Origin of the sequence: Paraglaciecola sp. (assembly GCF_039942875.1) — a bacterium.
In the GTDB taxonomy this organism is placed as follows: Bacteria; Pseudomonadota; Gammaproteobacteria; order Enterobacterales; family Alteromonadaceae; genus Paraglaciecola.
Window position 1 is genome coordinate 170281 of record NZ_JBDVBQ010000022.1, and the last position, 19006, is coordinate 189286.

Annotated in this window: 16 protein-coding genes; 7 read left to right on the forward strand and 9 right to left on the reverse strand. The window is 38.6% G+C overall.

Features of this window, described 5'->3' with window-relative positions:
• Nucleotides 1-43: 43 nt before the first annotated feature.
• The 5 genes from ABJE44_RS06125 to ABJE44_RS06145 all read right to left on the reverse strand — a co-directional run bounded on the left by ABJE44_RS06125 (nucleotide 44) and on the right by ABJE44_RS06145 (nucleotide 6561).
• A complete protein-coding gene (locus ABJE44_RS06125) occupies nucleotides 44-1951 on the reverse strand; it encodes a diguanylate cyclase (RefSeq protein ID WP_348113155.1) in 1908 nt (635 codons plus the stop codon).
• A gap of 332 nt (nucleotides 1952-2283) precedes the next feature.
• The gene (locus tag ABJE44_RS06130; protein WP_348113154.1) at nucleotides 2284-2676 is read right to left on the reverse strand and encodes a GGDEF domain-containing protein; all 393 of its coding nucleotides are present in this window, start codon (nucleotides 2674-2676) and stop codon (nucleotides 2284-2286) included.
• A gap of 8 nt (nucleotides 2677-2684) precedes the next feature.
• Nucleotides 2685-3902, reverse strand: a complete 1218-nt coding sequence (locus ABJE44_RS06135) for a 7TM-DISM domain-containing protein (RefSeq protein ID WP_348113153.1) — start codon at nucleotides 3900-3902, stop codon at nucleotides 2685-2687.
• 224 nt (nucleotides 3903-4126) lie between these two features.
• Nucleotides 4127-4741, reverse strand: a complete 615-nt coding sequence (locus ABJE44_RS06140; RefSeq protein ID WP_348113152.1) for a DNA-J related domain-containing protein — start codon at nucleotides 4739-4741, stop codon at nucleotides 4127-4129.
• 170 nt (nucleotides 4742-4911) lie between these two features.
• Nucleotides 4912-6561 (reverse strand): endonuclease, encoded by a 1650-nt coding sequence (locus ABJE44_RS06145; RefSeq protein ID WP_348113151.1) that lies wholly within the window; start codon nucleotides 6559-6561, stop codon nucleotides 4912-4914.
• Between the two features lie 375 nt (nucleotides 6562-6936).
• Between ABJE44_RS06145 and ABJE44_RS06150 the strand changes: the two genes are divergently transcribed.
• Complete coding sequence (locus ABJE44_RS06150; protein ID WP_348113149.1) at nucleotides 6937-8163, forward strand: threonine/serine exporter family protein; 1227 nt, start codon at nucleotides 6937-6939, stop codon at nucleotides 8161-8163.
• A gap of 134 nt (nucleotides 8164-8297) precedes the next feature.
• On the opposite strand, the gene ABJE44_RS06155 is transcribed toward ABJE44_RS06150, so the two are convergent.
• A complete protein-coding gene (locus ABJE44_RS06155) occupies nucleotides 8298-8633 on the reverse strand; it encodes a DUF3718 domain-containing protein (protein ID WP_348113148.1) in 336 nt (111 codons plus the stop codon).
• A gap of 277 nt (nucleotides 8634-8910) precedes the next feature.
• On the opposite strand from ABJE44_RS06155, the gene ABJE44_RS06160 reads away from it, so the two are divergent.
• From ABJE44_RS06160 to ABJE44_RS06175, 4 genes are all read left to right on the forward strand, one after another.
• Complete coding sequence (locus tag ABJE44_RS06160; RefSeq protein WP_348113147.1) at nucleotides 8911-9342, forward strand: DUF3859 domain-containing protein; 432 nt, start codon at nucleotides 8911-8913, stop codon at nucleotides 9340-9342.
• Between the two features lie 151 nt (nucleotides 9343-9493).
• Nucleotides 9494-10729, forward strand: a complete 1236-nt coding sequence (locus tag ABJE44_RS06165) for a hypothetical protein (RefSeq protein WP_348113146.1) — start codon at nucleotides 9494-9496, stop codon at nucleotides 10727-10729.
• The gene (locus ABJE44_RS06170; protein WP_348113145.1) at nucleotides 10726-11499 is read left to right on the forward strand and encodes a transglutaminase-like domain-containing protein; all 774 of its coding nucleotides are present in this window, start codon (nucleotides 10726-10728) and stop codon (nucleotides 11497-11499) included. The genes ABJE44_RS06165 and ABJE44_RS06170 overlap by 4 nt, the downstream gene beginning before the upstream one ends.
• 70 nt (nucleotides 11500-11569) lie before the next feature.
• Nucleotides 11570-11887, forward strand: a complete 318-nt coding sequence (locus ABJE44_RS06175; protein ID WP_348113144.1) for a DUF2956 domain-containing protein — start codon at nucleotides 11570-11572, stop codon at nucleotides 11885-11887.
• A gap of 489 nt (nucleotides 11888-12376) precedes the next feature.
• On the opposite strand, the gene ABJE44_RS06180 is transcribed toward ABJE44_RS06175, so the two are convergent.
• Nucleotides 12377-12925, reverse strand: coding sequence for a hypothetical protein (locus ABJE44_RS06180; RefSeq protein WP_348113143.1), 549 nt, complete (start codon nucleotides 12923-12925; stop codon nucleotides 12377-12379).
• Nucleotides 12926-13044: 119 nt separating this feature from the next.
• Nucleotides 13045-14898 carry a tetratricopeptide repeat-containing diguanylate cyclase gene (locus ABJE44_RS06185; RefSeq protein ID WP_348113142.1) on the reverse strand — a complete coding sequence of 618 codons (1854 nt, stop codon included), beginning with the start codon at nucleotides 14896-14898 and terminating at the stop codon, nucleotides 13045-13047.
• Between the two features lie 367 nt (nucleotides 14899-15265).
• Between ABJE44_RS06185 and ABJE44_RS06190 the strand changes: the two genes are divergently transcribed.
• A complete protein-coding gene (locus tag ABJE44_RS06190) occupies nucleotides 15266-15871 on the forward strand; it encodes a cold shock and DUF1294 domain-containing protein (RefSeq protein ID WP_348113141.1) in 606 nt (201 codons plus the stop codon).
• A 13-nt stretch (nucleotides 15872-15884) separates the two neighbouring features.
• On the opposite strand, the gene ABJE44_RS06195 is transcribed toward ABJE44_RS06190, so the two are convergent.
• Nucleotides 15885-17912 (reverse strand): TonB-dependent receptor, encoded by a 2028-nt coding sequence (locus ABJE44_RS06195; protein WP_348113140.1) that lies wholly within the window; start codon nucleotides 17910-17912, stop codon nucleotides 15885-15887.
• A 201-nt stretch (nucleotides 17913-18113) separates the two neighbouring features.
• On the opposite strand from ABJE44_RS06195, the gene ABJE44_RS06200 reads away from it, so the two are divergent.
• The coding region (locus ABJE44_RS06200) for a hypothetical protein (protein WP_348120687.1) at nucleotides 18114-19006 on the forward strand (893 nt) is incomplete at its 3' end.

A 19006-nucleotide genomic window follows, 5' to 3' on the forward strand; every position in this document is an offset into this window, starting at 1 on the left:
CGCTTTTTTTGGGGTTTTACAGTAACAGTATTTTTGTATAACGTTATTCACCCAATGTTGCTTGATAACATACAACTTGATTACGACCATTTTCTTTCGCTGCATATAAAGCGACGTCAGATTTTTGCATAATATCTATCATGGTATCGCCTTTGCTCCATTGGTAAATCCCGATAGATGCAGTTATTACCAAATTAGGAATGCCTATTTGTGTTGTTAATACTGGCATTTTTTTTCTTATTTCATTCATATAAATAAGCGTATCTTGAGCGTTGGTATTGGGAAGCAATATTAAGAATTCCTCCCCTCCTATTCGGCCTATATAACCATGGCCATGTAAATTTTGTTGGCAGAGATGAGCGAAGTTTTTAAGGACTAAATCTCCAATAGCGTGTCCAAAATTATCATTAATATTTTTAAACCAATCTAAGTCAACCATAGCGACACTAAAGCAGTCATGTATCTTGTCGGGTTCACTCATGAGCTTATTTAAATGGTCTAAAATATGTCTCCTGTTGAACAAACCTGTCAGTTCATCTGTGGTGGCTAATACTTCTAATATTTTGCGATGATTATGGGTTCTGTAACCTAATACAGCCATTAATATGCTGACGCCAATTGCTAGAAAAGTAACAATGAAAAAGTAGATGTTTTTATTTTTTTGGAATTCAAGCTCTTGTTGTTGTAGAGCATTTTGATCTATGAGTATTTGATTTTGTAACTCTTTAGATTGTAAATCATACTCAACTCGAGTTTTGTGGAGTAAGTTGGTATTTTCTTGTTCGCGATAGTTCCGATATCTACCGTAAACAGAGCTTAATAGTTCGTATGCGGCTTTATAATTGTTATTTTGAAATAGTAATTTTGACCTTATATAGTCAATTTCAATAGCATGGCTAGGCATGTTTTCTGTTATGAGCAGGTCTTGAGCCTCGTCAAGGTATTGTTTGGCTGAGTTTGTATTTTGTTGATGTAAAGAAACTAAGGCTAATCGCATTGAATTTTCAATAATGACAAGAGGGTTGCCTGCAACTGAAAATATTGCTCGTGCTTCAAGTAAACGTTGCAGTGCAAGTGGGTAGTTTCCCTTTCCTATATTGATGGAGGCTAGTTCTGCTAAGGCGTAAGCAACGCCTTGGGAGTCTCCTACGGCTTCAGCGATAGTTAAAGATTCTTCAACTTGCTGTTCTCCAATCTCTAGCTTATTTATGCCGTGGTTTGCTCTCCCAAGCCCATATAGCGCAATGCTTAGTGATACCAACTGATTACGTGCTCTAAACTCTGCCACCGCCTCTTCGTAAACAGGAATAGCCTGTCTATATTCATCCATTTCATCATAAATTTGAGCAATCAGCATAGTAAAGTCATGGCGTTTGTAGCCATCTAGCTGATGGTTTGTTAAAGCATACCCTTCTTTTGCTGACTGTAATGCAAGTGTATAATTACCCAGTTTTGTATTGATAAGTGTTTGTGTATAAAGCGCCATGGCATACACATCGAATGCCTCATTTAAGTTGGACCAAACTATTGCATGCTTGAGGCTTTCTATTCCCATAAGAGGTTGCCCTACAAGTTCAAATGCCATAGCTTCGTAGACACGTAAGGTGTGATACAGCCAAGGTTGTTGAGTTTCAGAGATAAATGTTAAAGATAACTGCGCGTTTTCTAAGGATTTTTCCGGATAAATTAATGTGTAATATGTTTGGCTGAGTAGTCCGTAGTATTGAGCTTTTAGAAGCGGTGATGCATCAACTGATATGGGATTGGATTTAAGTTTTTCTAGGATTTCAGAGGGTACAGTTGACAATAGTTGTACATATTTATCATAAGGTGCATTAAATTTTTTAATCGCAGAGGATTGAGCGTTTGTCATTGGGCTTAAAAGTACGCCAATTAATACGACACTTTTTACTAATAGAAACCATCTCAATCTTAGTGTGTGATTTTTCATACGAGCATTCCATTACATTTTTAGTTGTAATGTTGAGTTATTTAATGGAAACAAAGTAGCATTTTAGTTCCTGACATACATCCTAACCAACCATACTCTCGTATAACAATAAACCGGTAAAAAACAAACTATTAATGTCTAGCCAACCAGTTTCTATCGGTTTTAAGGAGGAAATTAGCATTGAGTATAGTAGAGAGGGTAACTGTTTCCACAAGCGATAATTTGTATTCAGCTGTTAAATTCTGAACAACATATTTTTTGATATCAATAATACTTACTTTAATCTTAGTGAAAGTACAAAAATAGCTTTTGTACTAAGCTTTCTTGAGTTTTTAATATAAACCAGTTGCTGTGTTTTTCTTTTCGCTTTGTTTCACCTGATACATAGACTCGTCTGCTAGGATTAACATGTCTCTTAAGGACTGAGGTGCTTCATTAAACGTTTTACATCCAAGGCTACACGTTACATCGAGTGTCAGTTTTTCGTCTATTTTTAGTGCAAAATGCTTCAAATTATTTACTATTTTGTCTCTAAAGTATTGAGCTGCTTCTTCATTTCTAAAATAGGCCGCGATAACAAACTCATCACCGCCAATACGGCCTAAATGCTCGTCTGTCTCTAGTTGCTTGCTAATTTCAGATGCAATTAGCATTAGCACCTTATCACCTACGTCATGGCCTAAGTTGTCATTGATTTGTTTAAAGTTATTTAAATCTAAATACACTAAAGCGCTTATCCCCCTTTAGCCCGCTGTTCATTCAATATTTGATTGGCTTTATGTTCCCAACCTCGGCGATTCAATACATTGCATAGTTCATCGGTATTTGCTTGAAGCTCAGCTAGCAATTTATCTTGTTTGATATTCTTAACTTTTGTGAGCACTACCACAGCCAAAATAAAAGCCTCAATAGAGAATGCAAAAATAAGGGTGTACCGGTGTAAGAAGGGGCTGAAGTCTTGTAAAAACGTCCTAAATAACATGGCTATTACCATCAGGCTTAAACTGAATAATACCCAATTAGCCATTCGTTTTTTAGCATAAACTTGAACCGCTACAAGCATAAAAATACACAGCATTAAGGCTAGGGTTAGTTTTGACATTCCTTGACCTAAATAGGCTGATAGCGCGTTGTGATCTAACTGCAACATCATTATGGACATTAATAAAACCACTACACCGCTAGGCTCTAAAAAATATCGAGTGACTTTAGGCCACTCTTTTTTTAAATCAGTTAATCGAACAATAAACAAGACCGCAGTGACAACGGTTAATCCCGCAAATAAAAGATAAAATTGGTGACTTAATAAAAAACTGTGTTTAGGCAGTACAATATTTAGTTGTCCTTCTTGAAGCAAAAAAAATGTGGCTGCGCAAAAAGTATACAAGCTATAGAATTGAAAGCGGTTGTCACCCAATACTCGGCCCATAAAGAATACATAAAATATTAAGGTTAGGGACAGGCCATAAAAAGCCCCCATAGTAATATTATTAATTAAGTTGCTATTAAAAAATGTTGCGGTTGATAACCAAGAAAACTGCTGTAAAAACTTATGATGTGTTTGAAAAATAAAGTCAATCTCAAAGGTGCCAGCAGGTAAAATGTAAGACGGACTATTCGCCAGTACTTGTTCAACATTAATCCCACCGGTATCCAAGGTAACATTTAGTATTTCGTCTTTACCAAAGGTGAATATGGCTTGTTCATTTAAAGTACAGCTTAAACGTAAACGGTTTTCACCCGTGGCCAGCTGTATAAAAAGAGCTGTGTTTTTAGGCAACTCTTTCGTTTCGCTGGTATCACTAAGTAATTGAATATGGCATTGCTCATTTGGGGATAATTGTTGTGCATTTAAATTAAATCCACACATGAAAGTGAGCAAAAGGGCTAAAAAAGGTCGCAGTAGTTTGATACTAAAAACTGGTGATACCCAGTGGTTAAAATATGGCAAAGTAACCTCAGCTCCTACGCAATGAGTAAATCTACTTAGTTCGAGCTATCTATAACAAATATTACTTTAGAAACAAAACATTAAATTAAACTCTAGTGTTATAAATACATATAAATATCAAGTTTTGTAAATAGAGTGAAATCCAATCATTACTGTTGATTAGAGTTTTGAATAGGCAGATGTGACGGTGTCGATAGATTTTTGTGAGCAATGGCTTAAAGTCTTTAGTCTTTATAGGCGCTTTTTAGCGCTTGATAAGCCTTATAAAGTTCTATTGTTTTACTTTGAGTCCCCCCTTTATCTGGGTGATGCTTATGTAACATTTTACGATATTGCTGTTTTAGTCGTTGCTCAGAAAAAGGAGAGCTTAAATTAAGTAAATCTAGGGCTTGCTGTAACGTCATTTGGTTGTTGTTAACGGTACTAGATACACCAGAAAAAGCATCCCAAAAACTATTCAACAAATCCTCAACCTGAGATTGGTTAGTATCCTTGAAATTCTCCCAATCAAGATAATAAGCGCGGAGATTATCTTCTGCGACTATTCCGTGTTGTCCTGCCTGCCATGGCAACCTTCGAATACAGGTACAGTGTATATCGAGTCCCCCCATTTCAGTTTCAACCCAAGAATCAGCCAGCTGGTATAAAGCGTTGAATAAAATGAAATGACTTTGAAACATAGATAGCGGGTTTTGTAGTGCGTCTTGGCTAAACAGCTCATAGGGTGGCGCTTTGAGTATTTGAAATATATCGAACTCAGATAAACCATCACTATGGCTCAAAAGTATGTGTTGTAAAATAGGCTGTAGTGGTGCCCAATCGCTAGGTGTGTGCTGCATGGTAGGTCATATAGAATGAGTGTCTTGCCATTAAATAAATAGGTGGGCGTTTCAATATCTTATTGATTAATCCTAGTCTGATTTAGGTGCGAGGTAAATACTCAATGATAAAATTAAAAAAGCCTAATCAAAATCTGATTAGGCTTACTTTAATTTGACTCAAAGTTATTTTAGTTACCCCAAATCTCTGCTACAAAACTTGGATAATCTACAAATGGATTACGGTTGCCTTGATGAGAGTAAGCTGCTTCATTTCGATTAAGCTCTTTTGGGCTCACTGGGTCTTGGTTGTGCCAATCTTTTAGCATATCTAAAAACCAGTCTTCATAGACTTGATCACTACTACCGTCTAGTACCGCATCTGCATAGGTGCTATTACTATCCCAACCATCAATGTCACTTTGATAGCGAGTGGCCATATAAAAATAAGCTCGGGCTAAGTCACCTTTGAATTCATCTATGGGCTCAAATACTGTTCCTGTATAACCTAAGCTACTGCTACCGGTGCCTAATTTAGAGCCATTACTTGATGTATAAGTAGTTGAACTAACTTCACCATAAGGGTAACTGCTGCGTTTTGAGTTGACGTACCCGTCTGTAGCAAAAATATGATGAATGTCGGTATTCATTGGGCTAATTGCTCCTCCAAACCAGCTTCTTGGAAAAGAATGCTCACGGTTATAACAGTCACCTTCACCTGAATAATTGCCGCATTGATCACTAGCTGATGAATAGCTAAAGCTGTCTGTACCATTAGGGTTTTCTGAGTAAATATCTAAAATACTGCCGTCATTTTCATAGTAATTATCTAATGCTGATGCAGTATAAAAGGTCCAAATATCGGCATAACTTTGAGTCGAGTGACCATTTATAATGTTGTACAGGGCTGTTTTTAAGCTATAGCCAGTTAAACCTTCTGCTGTGTCGTAATAACTACTAAGGTCTGTTGAACCTCCACCTGAGGAGCTTCCTACCATAAAGCTTGTTGACTCTGTTGAGTTGAAACTACCTCCATTTGCAACTGATGAACCATCAATAATGAGGTTATAAGAGCCTGATCCATATGAACAACATATTCCATCACCATAAGTATCGTTTATGGTAAATACATAGTCGCCATCTTCCAAACAAACATCTTCTGAGTAAGTGGTTGAGCTTGAGTAATTTGAGCCAGAGTATAATTCGCTTGAGCTTGAATCTGTGATACTCCAGCTAGTCTCGTATCCATAATTATCAGTAGTTAGACTTAAGTTACCTGCACTGCAAGTACCGGTATCAGAACCCCCTCCAGAATCTGAGCCGCCACCAGAATCCGAATTATCGTCAGTATTAGGTACAAAGTCGTCCACATATACAAGCTCACTACCATCAAACCCTGAGACATCATAAAATCTTAACCCTAGCTCAATGCTTGCGGTGCTGTTAGCAGTATAGGTGTAGCTTATTTCTTGCCATTGCCCAGTCGTGGCAGCGGTTGAGTAACCTTGATAGCCATCAACATAAAGGCGGGCGCGCATTCCTCCTTCAGTATGATAAACCCACACACTAAAATCATAGGTTTCGCCAGACGTTACGGTTACAGATTGACGAAAATCCGTAGAGCTTTGAGAGCCAGTATTGACTGTGATTGCTGCTGCGCTTGAGCCGCTTCTTACAATTGAGGTGGACTCGCTAACACTTATGCCTGTATCTATGGTGCTCCAATCATCTGGCGTGGAACCCGACCAGCTTTCAAAGGCTCCATTTTCGACATTTGCCAATGCCACTTGGCTGGCTAATGAGCTTGCTATTAAAACACTGAGCTTTACTGATTTTTTCATTTTGATACTCTATTTTTTAAGTTTCTATGAAGGTCTGTGAACCATTTCTCTTTCCCAGAGTGCGTGTAAATTATTGCACCAATATTACATCTCGATGCTAGATGGGGTATTTACTTAACCATGGGCTGGTCTAGTTGGTCAAGTTTTAGTGGGTTATTTTTTACGCTTGAAATGGAATTAAGACCATTCGAAGAAAATGTTTAATTTAGTTGGAGAAGTGGTGCATAAAATCTATTAGTTTTTCTAATTTGGAATGTTTAAAAAATGTACGTTGAATATCCTTGCAAGTACCTCTACACTCCGCGCCCTTGTATTCGTTATGGCAAAATTTGATTTCCATAACATCACCTTAATTTTTGAAGTAGCACTAGAGAAATGGACACAGTAGAGTTTATCCAAATTCGTCGTTTTATCCTCAAGTTAGGTAAAATGTTACACAAGTACGGTTCGCCTTCATTTCGTCTTGAAGCCTACTTAACTGAAATTGCAACACATCTAGGTGTGCATGCTTCTTTTATTTCTACGCCTACGTCTTTAACTATGGTGCTGTGGAGTGATGGCCACGAAGATGAATATAACCATTCGGCTCGCATGGAGCCAGGCGAGTTAGATATGAACTCGTTATCCCGAACCGATGAACTAGCCAGCACTTTGTTGTCTGGTGATATCACCTTAGCTGAAGCCGACATACATTTGGATGAAATAGATGTTATGCCGAGCCCTTATGGGAAAACCCTCACTGGGGGGGCTTTTGGGTTATCTACCAGTGCTTTTGCTATGTTGATGGGGGCTGGGTGGTCTGAAATATTCTATTCGGGCCTATTGGGATCAATGGTGTACTTTTGGACTCTTTGGGCCTTAAACTCGAAACGAGTCAAATTGATGTTAGAGCCCGTTGCTTCTTTTTGTGTGGGTTTTGGGGCCTGTGCGATTAACCACTATTCGTCATCAGGCTTTAATATTTGGTTAATCATTTTGTCCTCGCTGATCATTCTAGTTCCTGGTCTGTCACTTACCATGGGTTTGGCAGAAATTTCATCACGTAACATGGTGTCTGGAACCGCGCGCGTGATGGACGCCACTATGCAGTTGTTTAAACTGTACTTTGGAGCCTTTTTAGGTGTGAGTTTAGGATACCAATTGTTTGGCCAACAAGAGTTGGCATTAGCAGAAACCTTACCTTTTTGGGTTAACTGGTTAGGTGTGCTGTTACTGAGTATAGGATTGGTAGCAATATTTCGAACCCGCTTAAAACATGTGCTTTGGGCTATCACTTCTACCTTTATTGCGTATGGTGTGTCTACTTGGAGCTCGGCTTATCTTGAAAATGGTTTAGGTGCCTTTGTTGGCGCTTTTGCTTTAGGGGTGTTTGCAAACATTTTTTCTCGAATTGCCAATGCACCTTCTTCCATCGTTGCGATGCACGGCTTAATTGTATTGGTGCCTGGCTCAAAAACGTATATTGGTCTTAACTCCTATATATCTGGTCAAGACATCATAAAAACAGAACATATTGGGCAAGAGACATTTTTGATTTTGATGTCATTACTAGCTGGGCTTATTTTTGCTAATGTGGTTATGCCCACTAGGAAAAGTTTGTAGTTTAGTTTTTTGTGGGAAATTGCAGTGTTGACTTGATTTGTAAACAGTTCGCCCTCAAAGCCTCATCGTTTCACTTTAGGGTAAGTGAGCGATGAGGAGTGAGTAAAGCAACCTAAAAGTATCATCAAGTGAGATTAATTAGATGCAACTGTGGTTACTTCAATATTACTACTATATTTACCTGCAGTTAGAAAGTTATTGATATCTTCAACGTTAGTACCGTGCTGCTCTACAAAAGTAACTAACTTTTGATTATTACAGGTTACGTTTTCGGCGACATAATTTTTACTTAAACCTGATTTTTTAATAGCTTGCGACAATCTTAATTTGCTGCCTTCGGTAGCTACCACGCATAATTTGCTAGTCACATAATCATCAGCGGCTACGTACTCAGTTGCCGCACTAGCCATACCGATTGAGCTAAGAGTTAAAACTGAAGTTGCGATTATTTTAGTAAATGTGTTCATCATATTTTCCTATTTAGTTAAGTTAGTAAGTCGTCTTAGTGACTTACTTTAACTTTTGCAACCGTGATGCCAATTTATATTTTTCATATAAAACAATGGGTTATGTTTTTTTGTGATTTTAGATAATAAGGTTGAAATATATTTGACCAATAATTTGGTTATTTTGACTATTATTTGGTTGGTTTTTTATTTTGAGTGTAGGGTGGATCTTTTGTGGGGATAAAATGGCTTTATTAGTGTTTGTCACAGGCCATCCCAAAGTTAAAATTAAGGAGATAAGTTGTCTAAGTTACGGTCATTTTTTGAAATTAGCAGTTATGGGATTTATGAAAGTTGGGATGAAAAAAGTAAAACCCTGCCACAAATAAAAAATTTCACTACTAAAGTACCTGCTGAGTTGGATATTGAATTCGGCTTTATCTTAAATGCTAAGAAAGCTAAAGGTAAACGTTTAGAGTGGGCCATTTATCATCCAAATATCCATGATAAAAATGGTGAGCCAATGGAGCCCTTTGAAGGTGATGTGTATGTTAGAAATAACGATTGGGATTTCTATCTAGGTGATACCATTTGGGAGCCTGTTCACGATAAAGCGGGAGATTGGATTATGCAGATTAAATGCGATGGCAAAGTAGTAGCTAAGAAAACCTTCGACCTTTCAGTTGAAAATGGCGATGGCGAAATACAGTTTTGGAAAAACCGTGGCTTTTAAACAGTCGCTTACTTAAATGATAGCTTATTTAGACCGTTAGTAGTTTTGATAGATGCTCCTACAGCTGAACAACTTTTAGTTTACAGCTAGTTTGTTTGCAGGCTAAAGTGCATCGTCATAATTTTAGTCACCTCATCAAGGAATGTATTATATGAAGTATATGAGTTTGGTCGTCACCGCTGTGATCTTGATTGTAACGAGCGTAAATTCCTATGCAAAAGTGTTAGTCCAATTAGAGCAATTCCCAAAGTGGTTTAAAGACGCTACAGCCCGTGAAACAACAGTCAAAAAGACCTCAAAACTTAAAGTCGAACAGTTTAATGTTGATGGCACAGTTAAAGGTAAATTCAAGCTAGTAGAAGAAGGTGAGGGCACTTGGTATTACACTGTTGATATCGGCACTGATTCGCCAGTAGAGTGTTATATATTCACTGAATATGATGGCCCTGCTAATTCACTTTATGCCATTATCGAACATAGTCTGACAGGTGTAGAAGCCCTTAATAATAAAAAGCTATCAGGTCAATTTAACTATGCTATTGATAGCGGCGCTATAGATAATATTCCCTATTTGCAATTAGATACCCTATACAACCTTGGTGAAGGTAACAAAAAAGTAGCGGGTGTATTAAAAGGTTTTTCTGCTGAAACCGCGCAGAGTTTACAAATTTGCTTACATAATGAGATGGGCTACAACCAAGCTTTCTTTGATGTGTTTGAATCTTTTGTCACTGCAATGGTCGAAAATGAGCCAAATTCCGCTTTTTTCGAGCCTATCTATCAATTGACCCTTAGCGGCATCCCTATTGGGTTTGGCCGTGAGGTTTACACCACTGATGCAGATGGTGACGTTAGCATTGAAAAGCACAGCGCATTTATAGTGCCTGTTGATGCTCATACCGTATCTAGAACTGACTCTGTCACAACAGAATGGAGTAGGCCCGATGGCTCAGTGATTAACGGCAATGCATATACAGTTGAAAACCAAGTGATGACCTCACAATATTCACTGCAAACCCTAGATGGTAAATGGCAGGTAGAGGGTGAATTACAAGGCAAACCCATTAAAACAGAGTTAGCTTATACAGGTTTGTTGTTATCTGGGTTTGGGAGTCACCTAGAAACTTTGAATTTACAAGCTAGCGAAGTAAATTCGACTGAATTTAATATGTGGATGCCTGACGCTGACCCTATTGCAGCATTGCCTATGAAGTTGAGTAAAATTACTAACAATCCAAATGCAAATTTAAAAATTGATATTGGGCCTATTGTGATGGATTTTATGGCTAACAAAAAAGGCGTTTTCGAAAACGGTACGATTAATCAAGGGCCACTAACTATGGGCATCAAATTAATCTATGTGCAGGGCGAACCTACACTTCCATGAAGTACATTGCCGCTGTTTTAATTTGTTTGGTCAGTACTATGTTAAAGGCTCAAAGTACGCCTTTGCTCGCTGAACAAACAATAGTACTTCATGCAGAGCAACGTTTACCTCTTGGGGATCAAATTGGCTTTGACGTAGTAACATCAAAGCCAACGCTACTCGCTGATAAACTTGAAGGTTGGAGTAACATTAAAGTTACTCAAGTAGAGGAAAATGGTTTGTCTATCATTATGACAGCTAAATCTAAGTTTTTAGGTAAACCTATTAGTCAGTATTCAGCCTCGAGCTTTGTGATAGATATAGACGAGTTGGAGACCCAATCCTTTATCGCTAGCTTTGTTGAAGACAATAAAGACTGGGAGCCAAACGACCTTGCTGCGTATGTTAGTGGCTACATTAAAGATACCACCTACATACATGGTTTTCATATTGCCTCTGTGGTTGCTAAGCAAGCTAGCGGTGATTGTACCGAGTTCGCAGTACTGGTGACGGCATTAGCACGTGGACTAGGATTACCAGCAAGACTAATTATGGGTACAGTCATTATTGAGCAAGAGAATAACGTATCGTCATACGGGCATGCTTGGGCTGAGGTATACAGTGACGACAAGTGGCACCTGCTTGATGCTGCTTTATATGGCTCTGAAGCTAAGCACCATTTTTATTTGCCAGCATCAGAGCTACAAAATGAAGGCCCAGGATATGTGATGTCAATCGCAAGGGGGGCTGCATTAATGTCAGAGGAAATTACTAACCTTAAAAGTCATTAACTAAGCCTGTTTTTATAATAGTGTGTGCAGCAGGTTCAACCTAAAATCACTAAGTTGTAATATTTAAAAAATGAAAAATAAAGTATCTCCAGAGCTAGAAGCTCAAGCCTTGAAAATTGCTAAAAGTAGGCAAAAACAAGGGCAGACCAAAGAACAAACTAAATTGATTGCTCAAGGTATAGAAAAAGGTATTGCTGAGTATAAAAAGCAACAAAACAAACGCTTACGAGAGTTAGATAAACAGCGTAAACACACCTTAAAGCAAGTAAACCAAACCCCTAGCGACGTTACAGAAGAAGCGATACCAGAGCCAAAATCCAACATGCTACCTTGGGTATTACTAGGGGCAAGTTGGTTAGGGTTTATTAGTTTTATTTTGTTCGTGTAAAACAAACTGCAACCAATACCAGCTCAGAAATAATCTATAAACTTATCTTTTGAGGCCTTGTATCTACAAGTTTCCCCAGTACTTAGGAAAATGCGCGAATCGTACATTTTTGTTGAACCACCAAAAACCAAAAATGTAAAAAATTCTTTATATAGCAAGGCGTTATGGAGTTTTTTGCTAATAATACAAACTAAAAAAGTGCACGAAATATAAATAGAAATATATAGTAATTGCGCACTATTAAATTGCTATGTGACCAAGTAATCAGAGAATTATGGCAAATGTAAATACTATCCAATAATTGTGTAAGGATGCTAAAGGTACACTTTGGGCGTTTGTAATCATTAAGGTAATTGCCTTCTTATTTTGGGTTAATAGGCAGTCCACAGGATGAAGTAGCATTCGCCACCTTATTCGTCTAGTCTGCCATTTAACCTTGTTGCAATTTAACGCTTTTTCTACAAACGAATTGTAAGGATTGAAACCGCCCTATAGGGCGAAGTGTTCTCTAAACTTCTCGTCATAATCATAGCGAGCTGTTAATGCTGCTGCGCATGCTTCATGAGCCATATTCTTTACATCTCTTGATTGACAAACGTGATGCCAAGTTTGCATGTTAGTACTCAAATTGGAGCAAGATGACTCGAACCGAGGCCCCTCTTCATTAACCTTATTTCTTAAACGTAAAATACTGGATTTTGCTAGCCCAAGCATGGGAACAGCATCATAACTGTTACTATATTTGTATTCTTGGTAAGTCTCTTCAGCTTCTTTTAATTGTTCTATTGTTCTATTAAGTTTAAAATTTAATTTGCCACAAGTAATGAGCTCATTAGCCATTGCATAATCTACCTTGTCCTTCCATCGTTTTTCATGCTCTTCTTGAAGTTCTTGCTTTAAATTTTCGTAGGTGGATGTGGATGCCAAACTTTGATTCGCTAATGACACATTCGTTATTACCAAAACTAGTAAAGTGGTATGTCTTAAAAAAGTCAGTTTCAAGCTGACCAATTTACTGAATATTGATATTTTTTTCATGATTTACCTCTTTTTCTAAGTTGAATCTATCTATTAAGTTTTTAATTTACAATACCAACAGATGTTAATGTCTACACCTGCTTCTATTCACCCTAATGCAGCCTAAGCTGCTAAATTTGCTATTCAATAATTAACTGATTTCTACCGTTTTCTTTGGCTTCGTAAAGCCGTTTGTCAGCTTCAGTGATGAGCTCTTCAAGGTTAGTGCTGGTTTTGGTACTAATGGTCGCACCCATGCTAAATGTTATAGCCCAGTCGATAGCAGGGTTATTGGCTTTAATATCAATACAGTAGCTAGCAAAATTTTTACTTAAACGGGTGAATATATCTTGGACCGCAGAAATATTGGTAGTGTTTAAAACAAACAGCCATTCTTCACCGCCATAGCGACCGAATTTGTCATGTTTTCTCAAGGTTTTTTGGGCTGCATCGGCAAATGCAACTAATACTAAGTCGCCTACATCATGGCCAAACTGGTCATTAATTTTCTTGAAAAAATCTAAGTCAACTATGGCTATTGTGAGTCCTTGCTTTTGAACCTTATTTGCAGCTGCTTGCATTATGTCCCGTCGATTAGGGCAGTTGGTTAAATAGTCGGTTAAGGCGATAGAATGATACTTCTGCCTTTGGCGCACTTGCCTAAAAAACAAAAGTAATGAAACGGCTATTAAAATTATTGCAATGGCAGTGCTGAGCCGCCAAATAAGCTTTTGTTGGTACTCTTCTTTTGCTTTAAATTCGCTAATATCTTTTTGATGGGCCAGCCTTAAAATTTCGTCTTCTTTTTCTTTCACTTCAAACTTAACCTGCAAGGTTTTTATATTGTTTTCGCTGGTCGCTTCCAAGTGTTTCTTGGTAAAAAATAGCTCTTGTTCAATTGCTTCAAATGCGTCATCTGTTAAATTGAGACGGCGCTTTAATTCATAACGTTTAGCTAAAAAGTTTGATTTATAAGAGCTTCTAGTAAACTTGTCTAAAATTGAAAATACTTGGTCGTTTACTTCATTTGCATTTTCGAATAAACCTTGTTCTAAATAGATATCACTAATTAAAATCATTGATGCTAGTTGCATATCATATACGCCAGCAGATTTAGCTAAAACTGCGTTCTGATTGGCTAAGGATAAGGCATCTTTATATTGCTGCTCTGAAAACAACACTGAAGCAAGGGAATATTGAGAAAAGGTCAGCCCTTTAAGCATATTTACAGATTTAAAATAAGCTAACGCCTTCTTCAGGTAGACTATGGCTTGTTTGGTTTCTTTAGCTTCTAAAAGAGTGTTACCTAAGCTCCAATGTGCTTTTGCGGTAAATAGTTCATCTTTGGTTTGTTCGTAGACATTAACTGCACGTTGAGAAAACTCCAAGCCTTTGTCTTTTTCTTCTAAAAAATTATAGGTATCGCCAATTTTTCTAAGAAAGAATCCTTGAGACGCTAAATCGTCATCGGCTTTCGATAACTTAAGTCCAGTAAGTGCCACATCGAGTGTGTTTTTTAGCCCGTCTTTATTGGTGTGATAGTAAGCAAGTGTGCGTAGTATAATAATCTTTTGCTTAGGATGTCGCTCTGGTAGCCACTCTTCTAGTTGCTTTGCTAGCGATTGTTGGGCGGCGGTATCTTCTTGGCGTAGCAATAGTTTTAGCTTCGATTCTTGAAATAGTAAGTACAAGTCCCACTGTTGTTTTAAGGCTTCAACCTCAATGTAGGTTTCAAGGTGCTCTGCTAATGCTAGATATTTTTCTTGGCGAAAAAGTAGTTCTGAATATAGGGCCGCGGCTTCTAAATGTAGTGCTTCCCAGCTATTTTTTTTTATAGTTTCAAACGTTTCTTCGAGTTGCAGTGCATGTTTGAGGTAATCAAGCTGATTACCCCTAACAGCGTTGATTAATTTCTTAGCTGATTGGTAACCTGCTGATAGCTCTGGCTGCTGCTGTGCCTGTGAGAAATTGTTTAGTAGCACAAATATAATCACAATAATCGAGGCCCATTTACAGTGGTTAACTCCAAACCATGGTTTGATTTTGGAACTCAGATTAATATTTAGATATAAGCCTAGCATTGTTGGGATTTCTTACCAAGATATTGATTAATAAATACTTTTATAGTTTTCTACTGTTTTGTAATTAGTTGAAAATAGTATTTCTTTAACATATTCGATAAGTTTACCAGCTAGCTTTAGTTTTGAAGTTGATTAAAAATTAAGTTATGTATGATGCTTTATACTTAAAGAAGTCATTAGTTTTACATAATATTGAATTTGGGTGCTGTTTTTAAAAAAGGATTGAGTTGTTGCTAACGCGGCTAGTTCAAAATAGGGCTTTGTTTTTAAGGTTAGATATATGAGAAAAAAAGGAAAACTGGTTAGTTGGAAAGACGACAAAGGGTTTGGCTTTATCCAGCCTAATGGAGGTGGTAGTCAGATATTTATTCACAAGACTGCTTTTGCCAATAGAGCTAGAACTCCTAAGGTTAACGATATCATCACGTTTTCTGTTGGCAAAGGTAATGACGGCAGAGCAAGCGCTCGCGACGCCACCTTTTCTGGTGAAAAACTACAAAGTAAACCAGAGAATAAGGGGGGGAAAGTTTCTGTCTATTTAGCTTTATTATTCTTAGCGGTAATCGCAGTGGGGCATGTGGCAGGTTATATTCCTGAAACTTTATTATTGGCATATGTTGGCTTTAGTGTACTGACATTCTTAGTTTATTGGGTTGATAAAGCAAAGGCTCAGCGTGGTGCTTGGCGTACCCAAGAAAGTAGCTTACACATTTTGAGTTTGCTAGGGGGCTGGCCGGGGGCGGCTATTGCTCAACAGTTATTAAGGCATAAATCTAAAAAGCGAGAATTCCGCCAGGTATTTTGGATGACAGTAGTGCTAAATATTGCTGTCTTCACTTGGTTATGTTCACCATCGGGCAGCCAGTATCTTAGTTTGTTTTATTGACCAGAAAGTACTTCTAAAACTGATAGGTAATCCCCATTCTTACCGTTCGAGGTTCGATAGGGTGGTAGTGGATATCTTCAACACCTTCTTCGGCTTCACCTGATAGCCTACTTGTGTATAAATAGTCAATATCATGGTCATCGCTATCTAGCAGATTGAGCACTGATAAGTCGAATCGCCAGTCATTTAATTGGTATTGCGCATTGGCATTGACAACGGTAAAGCTATCAGACTGAGTATCGTTAAAACTGTCTAAGGTGCGTTTTCCAAAGTGACGGACTCTTAAGTTAGTATTTAATTGATCGTTAATTTCCCAGTTGATCCCAAGGCTAGCTACAAAAGGCAGCGAGCCGTCTATGTAGTTTCCTTCGTCATCGGCAGACTCACTGAAGCGAGAGTGTGTCCAAGCCAGTTCTAGGTCAGTGGTTAGCGTGGGCGTAATCCAAAAGTTACTGGCAAATTCAACGCCTTTGCGTATTGAAGCTCGGCTGGCTTCGGTGTTACCTGCATCGCCCACAAATACTAACTCAGAGTCGTTTTCTAACCACCATAACGACAAAGACATATTGTATCTGCGAATCAATGACACTCTTAGGCCTACTTCTGCGCCTTGTCCCCGTACCAATAAATCGACTGGCTCAGCCGTTTCACCTGTTGATGGGTCTACACTTATGACCACGCCTCGCGCATCGTTAGAATGAAACGATTGGCCTGCATTGGCATAAGCCTGCCATTGATCGTCAATTATGTAGCTCAAGCCTGCTTTGATGTTGGTCATCTGATCGTTAGCTTTACCACTATTAACGGCTAAATCACTGTCGACATCTACCGATAAGTAATCATGTCTAATGGCAGCATTGGCAATCCAATCTTCCCCTAAATAGGCATCTACTGTATAAAATAAGCTAGCAGACCACTCGTCAACCGAGTCAGTGCGAACCGTGGACAGGCGTTCTCTTGCTTTAGTTTTGTACAAACCAACTTCGGCAATATCATCATATTGCACATCTAGTCCTACTTTTTGGTGTAAGTGGGAGTCGTCGGTATCTAGTGAAAATACCTTAGTAATATTACCGCCGTAGATGTTTCTGTCGTCTACTTGTTCAAATTGATCGCCGTTAATTGGATCATCAAGAAAATAGGTAAAGTTTGAATATAAGTCTAAGTCGCTGGTGATGGCATAAGCTGACACAAACCAATCTTGGTTTTGCCAATTAGCTGACAAACTGTAACGGTTAGACTCGCCACCTACTGTGGTATCTAATGATCCGAGTGGATCAATCAATCCAGAGGTTACTGCTCGCTCGGGGATTTGGTCTGCTGAGTTCCAGCTGTTGTCGTAGCCTAAAAAGGTAACGTTTAACATGCCGCCAGCTACCACTTGTTGGTATCTAGCGAATAGGTTGGTTTTGCCTACGTCTTCGTTAACGTCTGTCCATGGACCATCGTATTGTTGCCATTCGGCGCCAAAGGCAAAGTTGCCGTCTTCGGTGGCCACATTGTTACCCACAACACCGCGCACGTAACCGTTTTTTCCTAGTTCAATCTTTCCCATAGGGTTTTGGATTATCGACATTAATGAAAAGTTGGCAGAGCCTGCAGTTGAAAAATCACCTTGGGTGCTTTGATAAGGGCCTTTTTGGTAGTCGATGCGCTCAATAAATTCAGGAATAATAAAATTGAGGTCGGTATAGCCTTGGCCGTGGCCGTGGGTACGCATATTCACTGGCATACCATCTAAAGTGGTGCTGAAATCTGTGCCGTGATCTAGGTTAAAGCCTCTTAAAAAATACTGATTAGCTTTGCCTGAGCCACTATGTTGTGTCACCACCATACCAGGGATAAACTCTAACACTTCACCGGCTCTTAGCATTGGACGTTGTTGAATATCGCCATAACCAATGACGCCTTCTGACGCTGATAATGAATCACCAATAAGGTGAGCTTGTTTGCCGTATACAACAAAATGTTCAAATCCTGCACCGTCAGCCAAAACTTGGGAGCTCATGGCAAAAAGGGAAATAGATAACAAAGCTTTCATGAAATTAAATGTCTCAATAATTTTTAGCTAAAGGTGAAGTTAATACTCCAAAAACAATCGCGAGATAATACAATAAAGATTAATCCTCTAAAATGTTAGTGAACCCAAATTTCTGAGACATCACAGTTTTTCCTTAATTGATGTTATTTATTCAATCGTGTTGAGGTATTTTATCTAGATAAGATTTATTAAGGAGTGACATTGAAACATACAAAATCAGCCCCTTCGCCAGATTCTTCCGAGCAAGTTCGTCCAGAAGTCAGTGCTGGATTACCCGGAGCGTCACCAGTATTGGATCGTAATCTTAGAAAGGCTGGTATTGATCCAGACAGGCTTTCAATTTTACATTTGGGCTTGCCAGCACACTTGCATCGTCAATTTCCTGCTTGGATGAAGCGTATGTTGGTGGGTTATGCATTATGGCTTGTTTTGTTTTTATTAAAGTTAAATTCCGTAGCTATACCTCCTTATCTTGAGGCAGTTTTTTCACTTGTAGTGGGGTTGTTGATTATTCAGGTGGCATGTCAGGTGTTAGTGACAGCGACTGAGAGATTTGCAGCACGAATGGGCTGGACACACTATGTGGCAGGCACTGCCTCTGAAATCCTATCGACCTTACCAGAATTGGTAGTGATTGCATTTCTTGTGCCTGTTAGTCCTTTAACCGCCTTTATAGTGACCATGGTAACCATCTATAACAACACCTTAGTTTTTAGTATTTATTCTTTCTTCTTACCAAAAAACTATATGGGAAAATTCCTGATGCCAAAGCCGATAACCGATGCTGGTACTCAAGTCTTGATAGCTGGTGGAGCTTTAGGTTTAGTGCTAGGCGTGGTGATGTTAGTTCTTTCTTCAAGTGGTCATCCTAAACAAGGGTTTGAAGCTCTTGATTTGGCTGTGGTTGCCGTTTTGTTGTTAATTATATTTGTGGTGTATCTCTATAAATTAGTCAGAGATATTGGCAAGGAAGAGGATGATGTACAGTCGACTTTGCAGTTAACAGCACAAGAAATGGAAGAACGTCAACAACTCGCATTCAAAAATGTGGAGCGCTGTGGTTATGTTCAGATCGCCCTTTTACTTATTTTGGG